Origin of the sequence: Polyangium jinanense, assembly GCF_028435265.1 — a bacterium.
GTDB classification, from domain to species: Bacteria; Myxococcota_A; Polyangia; order Polyangiales; family Polyangiaceae; genus Polyangium; species Polyangium jinanense.
Genome location: NZ_JAGTJK010000061.1, coordinates 19,244 through 37,421, shown reverse-complemented (window position 1 = coordinate 37,421; position 18,178 = coordinate 19,244). Strand labels below are relative to the sequence as shown.

The following is an 18,178-nucleotide window of genomic DNA, read 5'->3' as shown; positions in this document are numbered from 1 at the left end:
GGTAGCACCCTCGGTCAGGCATTCTTCGGTCGGTGTCGTCGCCGCGGCTGCGCACTGCAATGACCCCAGCCAAGGCCGAATGCCTCGCCGATGCCCACGAGCTCCTCACCACCGTCCGACCGGCGGCCTGCGTCTTCGACTTCGACGGCACCCTGGTCGACACCTGCACCATCAACACCGACGCCGCCCGGGCGACCCTCGCCGAACTCGGCCTTGCCGTCCCCGAACCGTGGCTTCGCGAGGCCCCCCTGGCCGACCTCACCGCCCTGCGCCACTGGTTGCGGGCCGAATTGAGCCTGTCATTGCCCTGCACGGACGCGGAGTTCGTGGCCCGTGCCCGATCCCACTGGCTCGCCCGTACCAGCCTCGTCCGGCCGGTGACGCGAGTGACGGCCCTCGCGCGGCACCTGGCCGCGGCCGTGCCCACGGCCGTGGCCTCGGCCAACGACGGCCAGGTTGTACGCGCCGGCCTCGCCGCGGTCGGTCTCGCCGACCTGTTCCACGTCCTCGTCGCCCGCGAGCACGTCACCCGCCTCAAGCCCGCCCCCGACGCCTACCTGCTGGCCGCCGCGCAACTCGCCGTGGCTCCCCACAGATGCCTGGCGTTCGAGAACACCGACGAAGGGGTCAGCGCGGCCCGCGCCGCCGGCATGCCCGTCATCGACGTCCGTCACAGCGACTGGACCGTACAAGGCCCTCCCCGACGAGCGGCAACATAGCTGAATGCGAAGCGATGAATACCGGCAACTCGTCGTAAACCTGGGTGCGGGGCCTGATCCGGAGTTGGCGCGGTGGTATGTCGAGGGCAAGCGTTCACCCGAAAACCGGGGCAGAGCCGGGCGAGTATCGCTGGATTCGCCCTGAGACCACCCGGGGCAACGGTTCCTCCCTACTCGCGCATGAGGGGGTCCGAAGTCCCTACCACAGACTCCGCGCCGAGACAAACCCCGCGGACAAACATCCATGCGAGCCCCCTCGGAGATACGAGAAAGCCCGCGGTTCGTTGGGTCACCGCCGTTTCATGGTCCGGAGAAGCTTGGCGACGGCCGTGTGCGCAGCCCGCGCGGCCTCCGTGTCGTCATCTGTGTCTGCCATCATCGCCAGGAGCCGGTCGGCAGCGTCATGCGCCACCACCCACGAAGCGGTGGAGCCGGCCCCCGCGCACCGGCAGAAAAGACCTAGGCGCGGATGCTGTCACGCGGGCATGACAGGTGTCCCGGGCGCGTGACAGCGCGCTGTCACGCGGGCATACCACCTGGGGCACGGGCCCCGCGCCGCCCGCGCCGAACGTCGCGCGGTGGCCGCATTCCCGCAGGATCGCGGACGCGTTTGTGTCCCCCCTGCACGGCCGGCATACCACATGCACAGCGTGTGCTCGCTCCTTGACCAGCAACGGAAACGCGAATGCACGAGCGAGCTCGCGCGGCAGGGCGTCGACGTGGACGTCGAAGCATCGGCTCACTCGTCATGGGGCATCCACACCCACGAAGACAGCGGAGTTGCCTCTCGGAAGAGAGCGAGCTGACTGCCGCGCGCGCCGCGTTCCGCGGGTGCGACGACGCTCGAATCTCCGCCCGGCTTCAGAGCGGAGCGACATCTCATGCTTAGAAATTCTCTCTCGTTCGGCATCGCCAGCATTCTGGCCGCCTCGACGTGCCTCCTCGGTTGTCCCCAGGAGGGCGGTGTCGGGGCCTCGGCGGGGCCACTCGGCGTGGACTGCGACGTGCCCACGCCCAATCGCTCGTTCCCCTTGCTCGACGGCAAGTGCTCCATGCCGGCGCTCTGGGGCACGGCCGTGTTCAACGGGGTAGATTGCCAGATCGACAATTGCTTCGCGATCACCCAGGACTGCCTCGACGAGATGGAGGCGACGGTGGCGAGCGTCGTCGAGGGCACGCCGGACTACGGGTCCGAGGACAACAAGAGGGCATTCCTCGTCGCCATGCAGCAGCTCCTCTATGGTCCCATGGCGCGCGAGCCGGCGATTCTGCCGGGTCTCAGCACCATCCTCCCGCCGAGCCTCGATCACGTCGACACGACCGACCTCTGCTACAACGCGACGGAGGGCTCCCCCTCCTTCCACCTCGCGCTGCTCGAGGACATCCACGACTACACGGCCATGCCATACCCCGTCATCTGGGGCAGCGAGGACATGCGGAACGAACGGCATTACCAGTTCGTTTTCGAGCGGCTGAGCCACCTGAAGATCGACAGCACCAACAAGACGGAATACGTGGCCGCCAATCGCGGAAACCGGAAGTTGATCCTCGCGCCCGAGTTCGGTTCGGATCTCGGGACGTTCGGGCAGGCCGGCATCCTGCTCCACGAGCTGATTCACGGCCTGGGTGACGGTTTCTTCGCGCCACACCACCTGGGGTCGCCCCACATCGCCGCCGATTGTCCGATCCCGAACTCCGACCCGGACTACGAGTGTGATCAGGACGAGGCCAGCGCCTATGGAATGGAGGTCCTCGTGATCCACGCCCTCGCCCTCGGTTATCAGCATACGGCCGGCCACATCGTGCACGGGCTGCCGAGGATGCGGGCGGAGTGCGATAGCAACCTGGAGGATGAATTCGCGCGTGCTTGCTGGCTCGCGCGGGAGAGGGTCGTCGACGCATTGACTCCGGTCGCATTTGACTGCAACAGCGAGGCCGCCGCATATCGGAGCTTGCACGCGCCGTCCGGGGTCAACGATCCGGCCTGCCTGGCGCCGGCGGCGACGTTCCGGAACCTCGACTGCGGCAGCGTTCCGCTCGACAAGACGGGCATCGATTTCAGCGCGAGCACGAACCGCGTGACGGTCCCGCCGTCGACCCACGACGAGCTCCTCGAGGACCCCGAGTGGCTGATCGACGACGAATACGCCGCCGGCGTCCGCATCGACGTGACGCAGAACCCCGCCAGCGGCGCCGATGTGTTCACCTTCGCGGCTGTCCCGTCGGGCTCGCTGGCGCATACGCTCGGCATTCTCCCGGGCGATGTCTTGACGCAGGTCAATGGCTCGAACGCGACGGCGGTCGGCCTCGCCTCTATCGTCCTCCGGCCGCATCTGGTGGAGAATCTCACCCTGGCACGGACGACGCCGGGCAGTGGAACACAATCCAGGACGATCAGCATCCGTGAAGAGGAGGGCGGATGCGCCGACAGCGTGCAGGTGATGAATGAACAGACGTTCGCCCCCGGGATGGTCGGCTGCGCGGGAACGGTGGGGTGGGCCGACCGAGCCAATCTCTGCAAGCCAGGCTGGCACGTCTGCTCGTCCGCGGAGTACGTGGAGCGCAACTTCTCCTTCGCCACGACCACGGATGCCCCGGCGTTCCATTACTGGACCGACGACAACCTGAAGTACTCGGGGACGAGCAGCGCCTGCTCGGTCTCGACGACCTCCGGGACGTCCTGCTCGAGCCCGATGCGCGTATGCGCTCCGACCAGCACGGGATACGACCCGCTGAACAACCAATGCAACTGGCAGGGCTGCGGGTACGAAGGCGCGACCGCGAACCGTTACTTCGGTGGATGCGCCGGCAATCTCACGGCCGGCACGATGTGCTGCAAGTAGCTCTCGAGCTGAAGTAGAACCCCCTCCTCCACCCATGCTGGAACGTGTAGGCGATGGAACCGCACCGAGGTAGCTCGATGCCGGGGCATCGCGCTTCGCGTATGTCAGCCATTCGGTGGCCTTCGGCACGGCATTGCACGCCAGGGAGAACTCGACATTCTCGGGGGCATATCCGGCCACGACATCGTCGCAGCTCAGGCCGTACCCGGCGCACACGCTGTCGCACGTGACGAGCTCGGTCGTGATGATGGTCTAATTACACTGAAGATTGTAACAGGAAGGGTCTTGGCCTGGGCACTGGTGTCCGCACTGGCCGCAGTGCGAGGGATCCGACGTGAGGTCGGCACAGACGCCGTTGCAATCCGTGAACCCCACCGCGCACTTCACCTGGCCGGCGATGCAAGAGGCGTTGGGCGGCACGGTGTTTCCGCATTCGCCGCAATGCTCTTTGCTCGTCCGGAGATCCACGCACGTCTGGCCGCCGCAGGTGTCGGCGTTGCTCTTGCAAACCGCCTTGCCATCGACACATTCCCCGGCGCCGACGGCCACCCCGCAGGCCCCGCAGTGGTTCGAACTGGACGACAGATCGCGACACTCGCCGTCGCAGATGCTGCACGCGCTGGTCTTCAGCGAGGCTTCGTATCGATCGTCGCTGTCCTCCGTCGTGTACGCGATGAGCTGCGTCGTCGCCTTGGCAGGCGCGGAGAAGACCACCGAGCAACGCGTGGTTCCCCCAGGGGCGAGGGACGTGCTCGATTTGCACCCGCCGGGGTGCACCTCGGTGAGCGGGTCGCCCATGAATTCCAGTCCATCGGACGTCTGAACCGAGAACAGAGGGGGGACGAGCAGGAGCTTCTGGCTCGTGTTGTTCTGGAGGTTCAGATCGACGACGATGTACGCGTCGCCGGACCGGGCTGGGACCCCGCCGACCATCGTCCTCCGCGTGGAGCTGATGGGGTCGAGGACAAGATCGCCACCGCTGCACGCAAAGACGCTCAGCAGCGAAAGGCATGCGAGCCCCGCACAAACATGCTTCATCGTCACCATCACCGATCCTCGCTGTATCCAAAAATCTGTTTTCGCGACTAGTTTTCCAGCGTGGTGACTTTAGGCAGTGTTCCAGCCAATCGTCAAGCGGCGAAGCGTCGGCGTCCTGCTACCGCCCCCACCTTTACGAACATGCCGCCGGTTTGCCCGTACGTTTCCGACGCGTCCATCTCCTCGACGCGCATCGGCGGCGCGACGAAGCGGCCCAGGTGCACGAAGCGGTGGGGAAGCAGATGCCCGATCCGCGTCGAGCTCATGCTACCGTTCGCCACCGATGGCCACGCCCGCATGCGAGCTCGCGATCTGGAACGGCGCACCGCTCGACATCTTTCCGAAAGGAGCGCACGTCTTTCCGGCCGACCTGGATGCGGTTCGCGAGCTCGTCGACGTGTTGCGAGAGGACCTTCGAGAGACGCATCTCGTTTCCGTCGATCTCGTTGCACGAGCGCAAGGCGGAGAATTCGACCCGGCGCAGGATCCGAGTCTCGCGCAGTCCTTCTCCTTGCCGCGACTCCGCGACTTTCTCGTGCGGCGACGGCCAGCGTTCGATCGTGCTGCGCATCGACGAATCGCTGAGAACACGTTGCGCTACGGGCATGCTCGAATCGAACAACTACGTTCGCTGGGAGCGCCTGGGGTTCTGATCGATCACGCGAGCACGGAGGTCGCGCGCGTGGCCCAATCAGATTGGTCGCCAACGGTCGACATCACATCTCTTCTCCCGAGCGCAGTTGCCACTGCGAGTGCCATCGACATCGAATCGCGCGCCCCCGACGATCTGTTCGTGGATGCCGACATCACCGATCTCGTGTTGTTGGCAGCACAATGCTGCACGCCCCCTGATGCGAACGACCTCGGTGACGCGGTGTGGCTCGATGAGCTCGAATGGCTTCCACTCGCTCCACCAGAGATCGAAGACGATGCTCCGATTCCATCCAACGTCGTCCGCGTTCGCGGCGCCGTGTATGAAGAGCGTGCCCATCGCCTCGAGTTCGCCGTCGTTCCGCCGGACCGCGCCACCCTCGCAAACGCGCGGGCGTTGCTCGCCATATCACTCGCTGCGAGGTCGACGCGTTACGGACCGACCCACAGCGCCATGTAGACGTCGTCGATGTACGCGTTCGGGCCGATCTTCAACCGCCGCGTCTTGCGCCCCTCTTCGACGAACCCGAGCGATCGATACAGCGCGATCGCGCGATCGTTCGACGAGCGCACCTGGAGCTCGACTTTTTCGACGCGCGGGTTCGACCGCGCCCAGCGCAAGAGCTCGTTCATGAGGGCCCTTCCGACGCCCTGGCTTTGATACCCTTCATGAACGGCGATCGTCAGCCGGACGACGTGCGACGTCACCGCGAGCGAGAGCGACTCCAAGAGCGCATGCCCGACGATCGTGCCCGCGCGCTCGGCGACAAGAAAGATGCCGCGGCCGCGCTCTTCGAGGTCGACGATCATCCTTCGAATGGTGTCATCGTCGATCTCGTCGGGCCTCGGCGCGAGCCTCCCCGGCACGCGCGCGATCGCGCGTTCGGCCGCCGCGAGCCGCGGAGCGTCCTCCGGTCGTGCGTTTCGGATCAAAGGCGCGTCCGAGTCCATGACGCCCCGTTACCACGCGACGCCCATTTCGCGCAACCCGCGGTGATAGGTCGGGCTCCTGCCCTGCCAGCGCTTGAAGGCCTTGCTGAAGGACGGGACGCTCTCGTAGCCGACGCGCTCGGCGATCTGGGCAATGGTGTCGTCGGTCTCGCGCAGGAGCTCGGCGGCGCGGGCCATCCGCCAGCGGGCGAGGTACTGGAGGGGCGGGTCGCCGACGACCTGGGTGAAACGTTGGGCGAAGCCGGAGCGGGAGAGGCCGACGAGCGCGGCGAGCTTGGCGACGGTCCAGGGCTCGTTCACGCGGGTGTGCATGAGGTTTAATGCGTGGTGCACGGGGGGGTCGGAGAGGGCCTCGGCCAGGCCGCAGCCCTTGTGGGTGGGGAGGTCGCGCAGCACCTGGACGAACAGGACGTCGGCGAGGCGCTGGAGGACGAGGGTGCTGGCGGGGCCGGGGGAGGCGATCTCGGCGAGCATGAGGTCGATGGTGGCTGCGCTCCACGGCCGCGGCGCGCCGCCGGAGGGGGACAGGACCACGGCCTGGGGGACGCGCGTGAGCAGGATGGGCTTCACGCCGCCGGTGTAGGCGAAGAAGCCCGCGAGCAAGGTGGTGAGGGCTCCGTCGCCGCCGATGCGGGCGGGGCCGCTGGCGGCGCAGCTCGGGCCGTCGTGCACTGTGAACAGGTGACGGGCCGTTTCGTCGCGGAGGGTGTGCGCCGTGCCGTGAGGGATGAAGACGACGTCGCCGGTGGCGAGGTGGCGCGGAGGCTCGCCGTCGACCTCCAGGAGGGCGTGGCCGCGCGCGATCAGGTAGAAGACGGCGCGGTCGCGGGTCGGGACGCGTAGGCCCCAGGGGGAGCGGGCTTCGATGCACTTGAAGAGGGCGTTCGGGAGCATCGACACGCTCAGCACGTCGGCGAGGACGTCGCCGCGGGGGTCCTGGAGGTCCAGCAGTTCTGGCGTCTTGGATATGACGTTTGGACGGCGAGGCATTGATCGTCCATACCGCGGGTCGTATGACTTTGCCATGACGAATGCGACGACAACCGATTCGATTCTCGCAATGGGTGTGAAGGCGTCCGATCCGGTCCTCGTGACGGGCGCGACGGGCAGGCAGGGGGGCGCGGTCGCGCGGGCGCTGCTCGCGCGTGGGGCGACGGTGCACGCGCTGGTGCGCGACGTGGAGGCGGCAGGGGCGCGGGCACTGCGCGAGCTCGGCGCGACGCTGGTGCATGGCGACTTCGACGAGCCCGCATCGCTACGGGCTGCCTGCGCCGGGGCCCGCGGGGTGTTCTCGGTGCAGATGCCGAATATGAAGAACCTCGAAGGCGACGACGAGCGGCGGCAGGGGAAGAACCTCGTGGAGGCGGCACGGGCGGCGGGCGTGCCGCAATTCGTGCATACGTCGGTCTCGGGCTCGGGGGAGTACCAGCGCCGGCAGCCGGGGTGGGGCTCGCCAGCGTCGGGCGTGCACTACTGGGAGAGCAAGGAGTACATCGAGGATCTCGCGCGCAACGCGGGGTTCCGCTCGTTCACCTTGCTGAAGCCGGCGTTTTTCATGGAGAACTTCGTGCGGCCGTCGTTTCTGTTCGCGAACTGGGTGGAGGACCGGCTCCTGACGATGCTCACGCCGAACACGGTGCTCTCGCTGGTGGCGACGCAGGACATCGGGGCGGCGGCGGCGGCGGCCTTCACGGACCCGGTGGCCTGGAATGGGGTCGAGCTGGAGCTTGCGGGAGACAGGCTATCGATGCGGGAGATCGCGGCGGTCCTCTCGGAGGTGCTCGGCACGCCCATCGAAGCGCCCTCGCTCACCGCGGAGGAGGCGCTCGCCCAGGGGCTTTTGCCGGCCTTCGTCGTCTCGCAGCAGCGGATGAACGTCGTCGACAGCCCCGCCCGACCGGAGCACGCGCGCGCGCAGGGGCTCGCGCCCACGGACTTCAGGACCTGGGCGAAGGCGCATTTGGGGCGCCCCGAGGCCGCGAAACCAGCGGGCGCGAGCGTCGCCGGCGTCAGCAGTCGGCCGGCTCGACAGGCTTGATCTCCGTGCCGGTGAAGGCCTTGTACTTGCGCGGGTAGGTCATGCTGTTGGGGGCGACCTTCCAGGTGTCGATGCGGTCCACCGTTCTCGGCACGAGCCTCGCCGCCCAGTTTTGGCCGGCCTGGCACGCCGAGACCGGGCTGCCGATGAGGACGCCGGTGAGCTTGTGTTCGAGCGAGATCGAGCCATCCCCCGAGATCTGCGTGTAATCATAGAACACGGGTGATCCGCTCTGCCCTCCCTCGCCGTCGTTGTCGACGTAGAGCACGCCGCTCAGGTTCAAGTCGGTCGGGTTCAGCCAGCGCCCGAGGAAGCTTTTGCGGCCGGTGTCCCAGAGGGTCCCGGGGATCTTGTCGGTGCCTGGATAGCCGATGGACTGCGATTCCTCGGTCTGGAGGTAGCTCCAGTCGGTGTATCCGTATGGCATCGGCTCAGCGTCCACAGGCGCGTCGTTCAGGATCACCACCGCATAATCCCAGGCCTTGTTGGCGACGGTGTTGGACGTATTGTCGTACTCGTCCGGGACCGTCACGCTGCTTATGTACTGCGTTCCATAAGGTGTCCTGCACACGTTCCCTGGCAATCCGATGCCCCCTCCCGACGGCGGGATGGACTTCCCGAGCGAGAACGACAAGGGGCCCTGCGTGAAGTTGTTGGTCCCTTCGGTGAGGAAGCAATGTGCCGCCGAGAGCACCACGTTGCTGCCGATGAGCGTCCCGGTGCAACCATTGCCGAACCAGCCCACGTACGACCAGGGCTTGACGCCCTTCGTCGGCTCCGTGTGCCAGGTGCGATTGTCGCACCCGATGATCATGTGCTTGGCGTCGCAGTAGTTCAGGCAGAGCGTGGCATCGAGGGGCGTCTCCAGCGCGGACTCGTCCTCGCTCATCGCGACGTCCTGATCATCGTCATCGAACGCGCCGGAATCTCCGCAGGCGGCGAGAAGGGCGGGCAGCAGGAGCGAGAAGAGTTGCATTTTCGAAGCCATCGTGTCCTCCAGGGCGGTGCCGGTCATCCAAGGCATCCAGTATGCCACGGCGTCCCTGCCGCGGATTTGGCCTGGTTCGCGGGTCGGCGTATCGCCCCGGCGCGCCTGCGCTGTCACGCGCGCATGACGGGTGTCATGCGCGTGTGACACGCGCGCATGCTCGGCGCGCGCGTTCCGTCATGGGAGCGTGACGATCGGCCCCTCGACGGCGATGGCGAGAAGGCGCGGAGGTCGGAAGTGACCTCGGAGAACGGTTCCGTCACCCCTGACCCGGCGTGACCCGCGCGATCCGCTTCCGGCTAATGACAGATCGCCCCCGTTGACGCGTGGTGGTGCCAGTTCGGATCCCGAGGCCGCCGTTTCCGCCGCCCCGCTGGCGCATGGTGGTGGCACTTCGGACGTTGCCGCCCTTTGGGGCTCTGGTGCAGATCCACGCGCGGGCCTTCTCGCGGTGCTCGTTCAAGGGGAGGTTGCCGCCGCCTCTTCCGGAGACCTTCTCGCCGCCACCATCGCGCATGGGGCAGCCGAGCGGCTCCTGGCTGCGATCCCCGAGCATGACGAGAGGACGGCCGCCGCGCGAACCATGCACGAAGCGGTGGGGAAGCTCCTCGCCAGCCGGCCCCCGCGAAGCGGCACGAAATAGAAGTGGCGCCCAAACCCCCCGGAGCGACCGACCGCCCGGGGGGTTTGGGCCCGGAGCCCATCGCCTCCGCCTGGCGCCTCCGCCTGCTCCGTCTCCGCCTCGGATTCCGGGGGCCATGACTCGCCGCAACCCGCTTGATCATCGTCTAGCTGACGACAGATCCGCCCTGCTGGCGCCCGTTGGTGCCACTTCGGACCCCGTGGCCGCCCTTTGGGGCATCCCCGGAGCCGACCCGCGCACGACCCTTCTAGCTGTGCTCGTGCAAGGCGAGGTCACAGCGGCGGCGGCAGGCGACATCAACGCGGCAACCGTCGCCCACGACGCGGCAACACGACTTTTCGGGATGATGCGGGACACCAATGCCACGGCAGCCGCAAGGGCTGCACATGACGCCGTGGGCAAGCGCATTCGCGCCATGAAACGGCGGTAGTTGCGCGTGCCGGGCCTCTCACACCATGAGGGGGGCCCCGCGCGGCCCCCTGGTCACCTGGCGGGCCGGGCGGTTACTACCGACCTTCGGTTTAGGAAAAGAACGAGACGGTCTTCACTTGCACCTCGCTAAGGTCTGACGATGGCACACAAAACAGGCTGATCGAAGGCACTTCTGCAATAGCGAGGGGGCAAGCAAGACTGGACGGGACGCGACGCAAAACGACACTGAGCGACCCGTTCGTGACAACAGAAGTGGAAACGAGATCAAGGGACCTGCGTTCCAAGAAACCACAGGTCACCAGCTCGTGCGGCGTGTGCTCCATCGTACGCGCCGGAGATCTGGCTCGTGCGGCGGCCGCGTTTTCACCGCCTCCAGGGAACGGCCGATGGCTTGTGCCCCGCATCTGGAGTATCGTGTCCGCGATCCGTGTTACACGATGAGTTCCTTGTCACTCTGATCTCCCGGTTGATGGCGGCAACCTCCTTCGAGGAGGCTGCAACCGCGGTTCTACAAGCCATGCTGGGCTGCGCCGAAGCGGCGCTCACGCAGAGTACTTACGCCGCACGCGGGCGGCTGCTGCGCGGCGTGGTGCATCTCCGTCCCGCGGACAGCTATCAGCGCCTCTTCGGCATCGAGCATCGTGCCGGCGTCCGCGTTGAGGAAGTTGGTTATCTTACGTCCGCAAACGTCTGGCGGTGGTTGGTGGAGCATGGTTGCTCCGTGTCCATCGATCTGCAGCTCGGCAGGCTACGCGCCTGGACGCCGGACGGGCCGGTTCACACCGGGGACGCCCTCGATGCCACCGGATTGCCTGGGCAGGTGACGCGCGAACACATGCTGGGCCGCAACACCACCCACGTGCACGTGATTCCACTGCGCGCGCCCGGCGGCGCTGTCGACGGGATGATCACCCTCGAAGCGCGCTGCCAGGCAGCCATCGGGCGGGATTTCATCTGGCAGGCGTGCCACGAGGATCTCGCCACGATGGCCCACGTCAGCGCGCCGTACCTCGGCGGCCTGCGTCCTCGGTTGCCAGACGCGGAGCGCACCGACGAGCTCCTGCCCGTGGTGGGCGCGTCGACCGCGGCCCTCGTCGATATGCTGCGTGTGTTCGCAGGTCAGGAAGAGACGATTTTGATCGGCGGCCCGACCGGCTCGGGCAAGTCTCGGCTCGCCCGCTGGTGCCACGAGCAATCACGACGCAAATCACACCCCTTCGAGACACTCGATCTGCTGAGCGTGCCGGAAGATCTCCAGATGGCCGAGCTCTTCGGATGGAAGCGGGGCGCGTTCACGGGCGCCGTCAAGGACAAACCCGGCGCGATTGCGCGGGCGGCGCAAGGCACGCTCTTCATCGACGAGATCGACAAGCTCTCGCTCAAAGCTCAGGCAGGGCTGCTCCACGTGCTCGAGGAGCGTCGCTACCGGCCGCTCGGAGACGAGGGCGCCGAGCGTCACGCGGATGTGCGCTTCATCGTCGGCACCAATGCCGATTTGCATGCCGCCGTGCGCGCCGGCCGTTTCCGCGAGGACCTGTTCTTCCGGATCAACATCCTGCCCGTGCGGTTGCCGGCGCTGTCGGAGCGGCTCGACGAGCTCCCGCGGTGGGCGCAATACATGCTCGGCCGGCGGCACAGGGAGAGCGGCGGCGAAGGTGCGGCTCGAATCGCGCCGGACGCCGTGCAGCGGTTGCTCGGCGCCGCCTGGCCCGGCAATTTGCGGCAACTCGACAACATCATTCGTCGCGCCTATGCGCTGGCGCTCGCCGAGCGCGGCGGCGCCGTGGGATCTCTCGTGCTCGAACGGCGGCACGTCGAGCAGGCGCTCGCCCACGAAGCCCCCGCGGAATCGGGCAGCACGCTCGCCCAGCTCTGGCGGGCAGCACACGCCTTCGTGCAGGAGGTGGAACGCCGGGAGCGTGGCGGCGTTACACTCCCCCTCGACCTGACCGATGCGTTTCAAGGATTGGTCCTGGCTGCGGCGATCGGCCGCCTCGGCAGTCGGGAGGAGGCCTTTGCAATGTTCGGTCTGGACCAACTCCTCAAGAACCGCAACCACCAGCGCGCCCTGCGCCGGGAGCTCGCCCGGGTACGCAGGCTCGTGGCCCTGCTCGGCGAAGCACCCGAGCCGGGCCTCGCCGCCTTGCTGAAAGCGACCGACGAGCCCACCGAGACTCGCGAGGGGTAGCTCGTGCGCCCGCCGGGGCCTGCGTCACGTCGGGACGCGCCCAGCGTCACTTCGAGACGCGCAAGAACGCAGGCACGCGTAGCAGCTGAGCGCGCGGAGCGAGGGCGGCGCTTCCGCCGGATGGCACCCGCGTTGCTTCTGACCGGCCGCTGGTCGGCATACACGTGCCGGGCACGGAGGCCTCATGAACAAGACGCGGATACGGATACGGTCGTGGCTGTTGCCTGTTGCCTCGCTCGCCACGAGCTTCGTGGCGTGCCAGTTCGAGCCTCCGGACGATTCGACCGAGCCGGCCACGGGCGTGAGTCAGCAGGCCGCGACGTCGAATTCGAACATCAACGGCACGCTTAATGGTTCGTACAATGCTACGTTCAACGGCGCCCTCAACAGCTCGCTGAACGGGTCGCTGAACGGCGTCAATGGCACCATCAACAGCTCCCTGAACGGCACGTTCAATGCGCTGAACGGCACGCTCAACGGCACCTACAACGGGATCAACGGAGCCCTCAACAGCGCGGTCAACGGCACCGTCAACGGTACCTACAACGGGAGCCTCAACGGCACCTACAACGGCGCGCCCATCAACAATCCTGCCTACAACGGCACCGTCAACGGTACCTACAACGGCGCCGTCAACGGCACCTACAACGGCAGCATCAACAGCGCGCTGAACGGGACACTCAACGGAACGTACAACGGTACTGCCAACGGCACCTACAACGGGACGCTGAATGGTACATACAATGGCACCTACAACGGCACTTACAACGGGTCGCTCAACGGTACCTACAACGGAGCGCCGATCAACGACCCGGCCTACAACGGGACACTCAACGGTACCTACAACGGGTCGCTCAACGGCACCTACAATGGTACGTACAATGGCACCTACAACGGCACCTACAATGGCACGTACAATGGCTCCTTGAACGGCACCTACAACGGGACGTACAACGGCACCATCAACGGGCTCAACGGCACCGTCAACGGTACCTACAACGGGAGCCTCAACGGCACCTACAACGGCGCGCCGATCAACGACACGGCCTACAATGGCACGATCAACGGTACCTACAACGGGACGATCAACGGCACCTACAACGGCACCATCAACGGGAGCGTCAACGGCACCTACAACGGCACCTACAATGGCACCTACAATGGCACCCTCAACAGCTCGCTCAACGGGAGCCTGAACGGTACCTATAACGGGAGCGTCAATGGCACCTACAACGGGAGCCTCAACGGCACCTACAACGGCGTGCTGATCAACGACCCAGCCTTCAACGGGACGATCAACGGCACCTACAACGGCACCATCAATGGGACCTACAACGGGAGCCTCAACGGTACGTACAACGGCACCTACAATGGCACCTACAACGGCACCCACAACGGCAGCTTCAGCGGGACCATCAGCGGCACCTACGACGGCACCTTCAACGGCAGCTACAACAGCGCCTTCGAGAGCCTGTGGACTGGCGCGGCCGGCGGGACGCTGGTGATCGAGGAGGAAAACAAGCTCATCCCGAGCACGTCGATCACGGATTTTTCGCAATATACGCTCGACCAGATGGACGTCCTCTGCCCGGCGACGCGGATCCGCGACACACTGGCAGGCGGGGTCAAAGTCGATCTGGTGCTGCCCAAGCTGATCACGATGAACGGCGTGCACGAGCCGCTCTACCAGAGCTGCGGCAACACGGATCCGACGACCTGCCCGGTGGCGACCGTCGACATCGCCGAGGACTTCGACGGCAGCGGCTCGGCCGAGACCAACGTCACCTACGAGCTCTTCACGAGCTACGCGATCGCCTGCGCGGACAAGGTGATCCGGCCGATCCTCTTGCATCCGGTCACGGGTCCGGAGGCGCGCACGGCGAACCCCGACGGGTCGGCGCCGCTATTCAGCACGTACTTCCGCTATTTTTGCGTCAACGCCTACGATACGACGGCGCCGGCAGGCTCGAAATGGCTCTGCGGCAAGGGCCGCCTCGCGGGCGGGGTAGTGGGCTATGCCATCAAGCGGATCCCGGACCCGGCGCACCCCGGCGACACCATTGCAAGCCTCTCGCCGCGCTCGTTTTTTGCCAGGCAGTTGATTTGGGGGCCCAATGCATGGTCGACCCACTTCGAGTTCATCCACAATCACGTCGGCGCCATCATCGAGCGCGCCGAGCCGGGCGCGGTGCCCACGGGCTACACGTCGAACAACGCCTGGAACCTCAATCCGCTCGACTTTCACTCCGATGGCACGCTCAAGGATCAGGACTTCGTGGCCGCGCTGGGCCTGAAGACGTCCACCGACCGCTCCGGCGTGGCCATCAGCGTCTACAACCATGCAGACAAGACGGGCGGTCTGCCCTTCGACGAAAATGAGCTGAATCAGTGCGAGCCTGGATATGATGTGCCGGACCTGGCCTCGCGTGGCACCTTCCAGAACGACGTGCTCATCGACGTGCAGGTGGCGCCTTGGTACGCGGACAATTGTGATTGGGCCTCGGATTGGGATTTGCCACAGATCACCCCGGTGTCGAGCCCTTGCAATACCTTTGCGATGGACGCCGAGACGCGGGTGGGGGTCAATCTAGGCGATAACGTCGCTCGACGCTGCCCGACCTATGTCACGTGCCAGCCGGGGCAATTCTGCTGCGTGGGACACTTCTCCGCGGGCTCTGGTTACATGTGTGCGGCCAAGACAGACGGCACGGCGTGGTGCTGGGGAAAAGGCGTCGGGATGGAGGCGCAGCAGGTGATGAAGAGCGACGGTAGCCCGCTCACCGGCATACTCGCAGTGGCTGCAGGGCTTGGCCACGCATGCGCGCGCACTTCTGCGGGAAGCGTCTATTGCTGGGGAAATAACTCCCTCGGTCAGCTCGGTGACGGCACCATGACCAATCATGTGCATGCGACCCTGGTATCTGGGCTTTCGGACGTGGCCGAGGTAGCCCTTGGAGCGTTTCACAGTTGCGCGCGCAAGAACGATGGCACCCTCTGGTGCTGGGGAGGCAACAACGACGGTCAGGTCGGCGACGGCACCAACGTGAACAAGACGACGCCGGTGCAAGCAGGAGCGAGCACGCTCAGTAACGCCGTAGCTGCGGTCGCGCTCGGCTTTCGACACACCTGCGCGCGCAAGATCAATGGCACCCTCTGGTGCTGGGGAGACAATGCGTCCGGCCAGCTCGGCGACGGCACCACCGCGGACAAGACGACGCCGGTGCAGGCCGGGGCGAGCGCGCTCGGCAGCGCCGTGACCGACGTCGCACTCGGCGTTTACCACACCTGCGCGCGCAAGACCAATGGCACCCTCTGGTGCTGGGGAAAGAATGCCTCCGGCCAGCTCGGCGACGGCACCACCGTGAACAAGACGACGCCGGTGCAGGCCGGAGCGAGCGTGCTCGGCAGCGCTGTGGCTGAAGTCGCGCTCGGCTACGAGCACAGCTGTGTGCGCAAGACCGATGGCACCCTCTGGTGCTGGGGAGACAATGCCTCCGGCCAGCTCGGCGATGGCACCACCGTGAACAAGACGACGCCGGTGCGGGCCGGGGCGAGCGCGCTTGGCAGCGCTGCGGCTGAGATCGAGCTCTCTGTGAACCACACCTGCGTGCGCAAGACGGATGGCACCCTCTGGTGCTGGGGAGACAACGACGTTGGTCAGTTTCCCACTGGTTATCCGGCCCCACCACAGGTCCTTCCGGTCCAAATGATGGGATTGCGCTGCGATGCCAATGATGCGGTCTGCGGGGTCAACGAGGCACGAACAAGCAGCCCGGCCGACTGCCGCACCTCGAGCTGCGGTGACGAGAAGTGCGATCCAGGCGAGACTTCAGGGAACTGCCCGACCGACTGCAAGCTAACGGTCCAGATCGCGCTCGGCGGCTACCACAGATGCGCGCGCAAGACCGACGGCACTCTCTGGTGCTGGGGATCTAACCACTCAAACCAGCTCGGCGACGGAAGCGCTGTGGACAAGCCAACGCCAGTGCAGGTCGGGGCGAGCACCCTCGGCAACGCCGTGGCCGAGGTCGCGCTCGGCGACGAGCATAGCTGCGCGCGCAAGACCGACGGCACTCTCTGGTGCTGGGGAGCGAATGCGTTCGGCGAGCTCGGCGATGGCACGACCGTGTTCACGCCAACGCCAGTGCAGGTCGGGGCGAGCACCCTCGGCAACGCCGTGGCCAAGGTCGCGCTCGGCGACGAGCATAGCTGCGCGCGCAAGACCGACGGCACTCTCTGGTGCTGGGGATGGAACGCCTACGGGCAGCTCGGCGATGGGACGACCGTGGACAAGGTAGCGCCCGTGCAGGCCGGGGCGAGCGCGCTCGGCAGCGCCGTGGCTGAGGTCGCGCTCGGCGACTATCACAGCTGCGCGCGCAAGTCCGACGGCACTCTTTGGTGCTGGGGAGACAACGACTCAGGCCAGCTCGGCGATGGCACGACCGTGGACAAGACAACGCCCGTGCGGGTCGGGGCGAGCACCCTCGGCAACGCCGTGACCGAGGTCGCGCTCGGCGACGAGCATAGCTGCGCGCGCAAGACCGACGGCACTCTCTGGTGCTGGGGAAGGAACTCTTCCGGCCAGCTCGGCGATGGCACGACCGTGGACAAGACAACACCAGTGCGGGTCGGGGCGAACACCCTCGGCAATGCCGTGGCCGAGGTCGCGCTCGGCGAAGGCGTCACCTGCGCGCGCAAAACCGACGGCACTCTCTGGTGCTGGGGCGGCAGTCTTGACGACAACCTCGCCAAGGGCAGTACAACGCCAGTACAGGTGGAAGCGAGCACGCTTGGCAACGCCGTGGCCGAGGTCGCGCTCAGCGACGGCGACCACATCTGCGTGCGTAAGACCGACGGCACCCTCTGGTGCTGGGGATCGTACCCTATCCAGGTCCCCTGGTGTGGTGACGGCATCTGCAGTTTAGGCGAGCGTGATTATGGGAGTTGCGCGCAGGACTGCACGCCCGCCCTCGGTGACGGGGTCTGTGACCCCTTCCTCAACTGCACCATCACACCTGGCCTTCCTGCCTGGGAGTGCGATAGGGACTGCGCCTGTACGCCAACCTGTGACGGCAAGCAGTGCGGTAGCGACGGATGCGGCGGGTGGTGCGGGACGTGCAGTCCTGGCCAAAGCTGCGACGCGCGCTTCCTGTGCGTGTGCACGCCGACCAGTTGCAGTGCGATGGCGCCGATCTGCGGCAGTGCGATCCCGGACGGTTGCGGCGGCACGCTTGATTGCAACCTTTGCGAGGCCGAGGTCGAGTGGAACAACATCATGGCAACGGCCAACTTCGCTAGCCCGTTCACGGTCTACGCCGCCTATTTGAGCTCAGCCTGGACCGACACCGACTGGTTTAAAGTCAGCCTCGGAGCTGGCAGAACGATGACGGTGGATATGCGGCCTCCTGCGAACCTGAACTACGACGTGGAGCTTTATCAAGACATCAACATTTTTCAGCCCGTCGCGAGCGGAAAGCTGGGCGCCGGGCTGACCGAGCACGTGACATACACCAATACGAGCAGCCAGACCGTGACCATCAGTATCAAGGTCTTCGGCGTCAATGGCGCATTCTCGGCGAGCAGCCCCTACTACCTCGAGACTGTCTGGTAGCCAGCCAGGACCGGGCTGAAAACCCCGCCGAGCCTCGCGGGGCGTACCTCGTGCGCCCAACCGGTGCCTGCGTCCG

At 66.2% G+C, this 18,178-nt stretch carries 12 protein-coding genes; 7 read left to right on the top strand and 5 right to left on the bottom strand.

All coding sequences use genetic code 11. The features are described from left to right. Positions 1 to 59 precede the first annotated feature (59 nt). Positions 60 to 719 carry an HAD family hydrolase gene (locus KEG38_RS47615; RefSeq protein ID WP_272427564.1) on the top strand — a complete coding sequence of 220 codons (660 nt, stop codon included), beginning with the start codon at positions 60 to 62 and terminating at the stop codon, positions 717 to 719. 881 nt (positions 720 to 1,600) lie between these two features. Continuing rightward, the gene (locus tag KEG38_RS47610) at positions 1,601 to 3,562 is read left to right on the top strand and encodes a PDZ domain-containing protein (RefSeq protein WP_272427563.1); all 1,962 of its coding nucleotides are present in this window, start codon (positions 1,601 to 1,603) and stop codon (positions 3,560 to 3,562) included. Between the two features lie 252 nt (positions 3,563 to 3,814). On the opposite strand, the gene KEG38_RS47605 is transcribed toward KEG38_RS47610, so the two are convergent. Together KEG38_RS47605 and KEG38_RS47600 are read right to left on the bottom strand one after the other, a co-directional pair. Beyond that, positions 3,815 to 4,609, bottom strand: coding sequence for a DUF4352 domain-containing protein (locus KEG38_RS47605; RefSeq protein ID WP_272427561.1), 795 nt, complete (start codon positions 4,607 to 4,609; stop codon positions 3,815 to 3,817). Positions 4,610 to 4,692: 83 nt separating this feature from the next. Beyond that, positions 4,693 to 4,866 carry a hypothetical protein gene (locus KEG38_RS47600; RefSeq protein ID WP_272427559.1) on the bottom strand — a complete coding sequence of 58 codons (174 nt, stop codon included), beginning with the start codon at positions 4,864 to 4,866 and terminating at the stop codon, positions 4,693 to 4,695. Between the two features lie 17 nt (positions 4,867 to 4,883). Here KEG38_RS47600 and KEG38_RS47595 point away from each other — a divergent pair, with 17 nt between their 5' ends. Further along, on the top strand, positions 4,884 to 5,711 hold the full coding sequence (locus KEG38_RS47595) for a hypothetical protein (RefSeq protein WP_272427558.1): 828 nt from the start codon (positions 4,884 to 4,886) through the stop codon (positions 5,709 to 5,711). Here KEG38_RS47595 and KEG38_RS47590 read toward each other — a convergent pair. Next, complete coding sequence (locus KEG38_RS47590) at positions 5,684 to 6,202, bottom strand: GNAT family N-acetyltransferase (RefSeq protein WP_272427556.1); 519 nt, start codon at positions 6,200 to 6,202, stop codon at positions 5,684 to 5,686. The two genes, KEG38_RS47595 and KEG38_RS47590, sit on opposite strands and share 28 nt — an antisense overlap. A 9-nt stretch (positions 6,203 to 6,211) precedes the next feature. Next, positions 6,212 to 7,192: an AraC family transcriptional regulator gene (locus KEG38_RS47585; protein ID WP_272427555.1), complete on the bottom strand. Its 981-nt coding sequence runs from the start codon at positions 7,190 to 7,192 to the stop codon at positions 6,212 to 6,214. Between the two features lie 34 nt (positions 7,193 to 7,226). Between KEG38_RS47585 and KEG38_RS47580 the strand changes: the two genes are divergently transcribed. Beyond that, entirely contained in the window at positions 7,227 to 8,240 is a 1,014-nt protein-coding gene (locus KEG38_RS47580) for an NmrA/HSCARG family protein (protein WP_272427554.1), read from the top strand. Here the strand turns inward: KEG38_RS47580 and KEG38_RS47575 are convergent. After that, positions 8,212 to 9,228: a trypsin-like serine peptidase gene (locus tag KEG38_RS47575; protein ID WP_272427553.1), complete on the bottom strand. Its 1,017-nt coding sequence runs from the start codon at positions 9,226 to 9,228 to the stop codon at positions 8,212 to 8,214. The two genes, KEG38_RS47580 and KEG38_RS47575, sit on opposite strands and share 29 nt — an antisense overlap. 758 nt (positions 9,229 to 9,986) lie before the next feature. Here KEG38_RS47575 and KEG38_RS47570 point away from each other — a divergent pair. The 3 genes from KEG38_RS47570 (at position 9,987) to KEG38_RS47560 (ending at position 18,102) form a co-directional block, all read left to right on the top strand. Next, positions 9,987 to 10,301, top strand: a complete 315-nt coding sequence (locus KEG38_RS47570) for a hypothetical protein (protein ID WP_272427551.1) — start codon at positions 9,987 to 9,989, stop codon at positions 10,299 to 10,301. 429 nt (positions 10,302 to 10,730) lie between these two features. Further along, the gene (locus KEG38_RS47565) at positions 10,731 to 12,491 is read left to right on the top strand and encodes a sigma-54-dependent transcriptional regulator (RefSeq protein ID WP_272427549.1); all 1,761 of its coding nucleotides are present in this window, start codon (positions 10,731 to 10,733) and stop codon (positions 12,489 to 12,491) included. A gap of 184 nt (positions 12,492 to 12,675) precedes the next feature. Next, entirely contained in the window at positions 12,676 to 18,102 is a 5,427-nt protein-coding gene (locus KEG38_RS47560) for an RCC1 domain-containing protein (RefSeq protein ID WP_272427548.1), read from the top strand. The last annotated feature ends 76 nt before the right edge of the window (positions 18,103 to 18,178 follow it).

Coding starts and splice junctions, on each gene's coding strand:
- KEG38_RS47615 (WP_272427564.1), top strand. CDS start 60: ATGACCCCAGCCAAGGCCGAATGCCTCGCCGATGCCCACGAGCTCCTC.
- KEG38_RS47610 (WP_272427563.1), top strand. CDS start 1,601: ATGCTTAGAAATTCTCTCTCGTTCGGCATCGCCAGCATTCTGGCCGCC.
- KEG38_RS47605 (WP_272427561.1), bottom strand. CDS start 4,609: ATGGTGACGATGAAGCATGTTTGTGCGGGGCTCGCATGCCTTTCGCTG.
- KEG38_RS47600 (WP_272427559.1), bottom strand. CDS start 4,866: ATGAGCTCGACGCGGATCGGGCATCTGCTTCCCCACCGCTTCGTGCAC.
- KEG38_RS47595 (WP_272427558.1), top strand. CDS start 4,884: ATGGCCACGCCCGCATGCGAGCTCGCGATCTGGAACGGCGCACCGCTC.
- KEG38_RS47590 (WP_272427556.1), bottom strand. CDS start 6,202: ATGGACTCGGACGCGCCTTTGATCCGAAACGCACGACCGGAGGACGCT.
- KEG38_RS47585 (WP_272427555.1), bottom strand. CDS start 7,192: ATGCCTCGCCGTCCAAACGTCATATCCAAGACGCCAGAACTGCTGGAC.
- KEG38_RS47580 (WP_272427554.1), top strand. CDS start 7,227: ATGACGAATGCGACGACAACCGATTCGATTCTCGCAATGGGTGTGAAG.
- KEG38_RS47575 (WP_272427553.1), bottom strand. CDS start 9,228: ATGGCTTCGAAAATGCAACTCTTCTCGCTCCTGCTGCCCGCCCTTCTC.
- KEG38_RS47570 (WP_272427551.1), top strand. CDS start 9,987: ATGACTCGCCGCAACCCGCTTGATCATCGTCTAGCTGACGACAGATCC.
- KEG38_RS47560 (WP_272427548.1), top strand. CDS start 12,676: ATGAACAAGACGCGGATACGGATACGGTCGTGGCTGTTGCCTGTTGCC.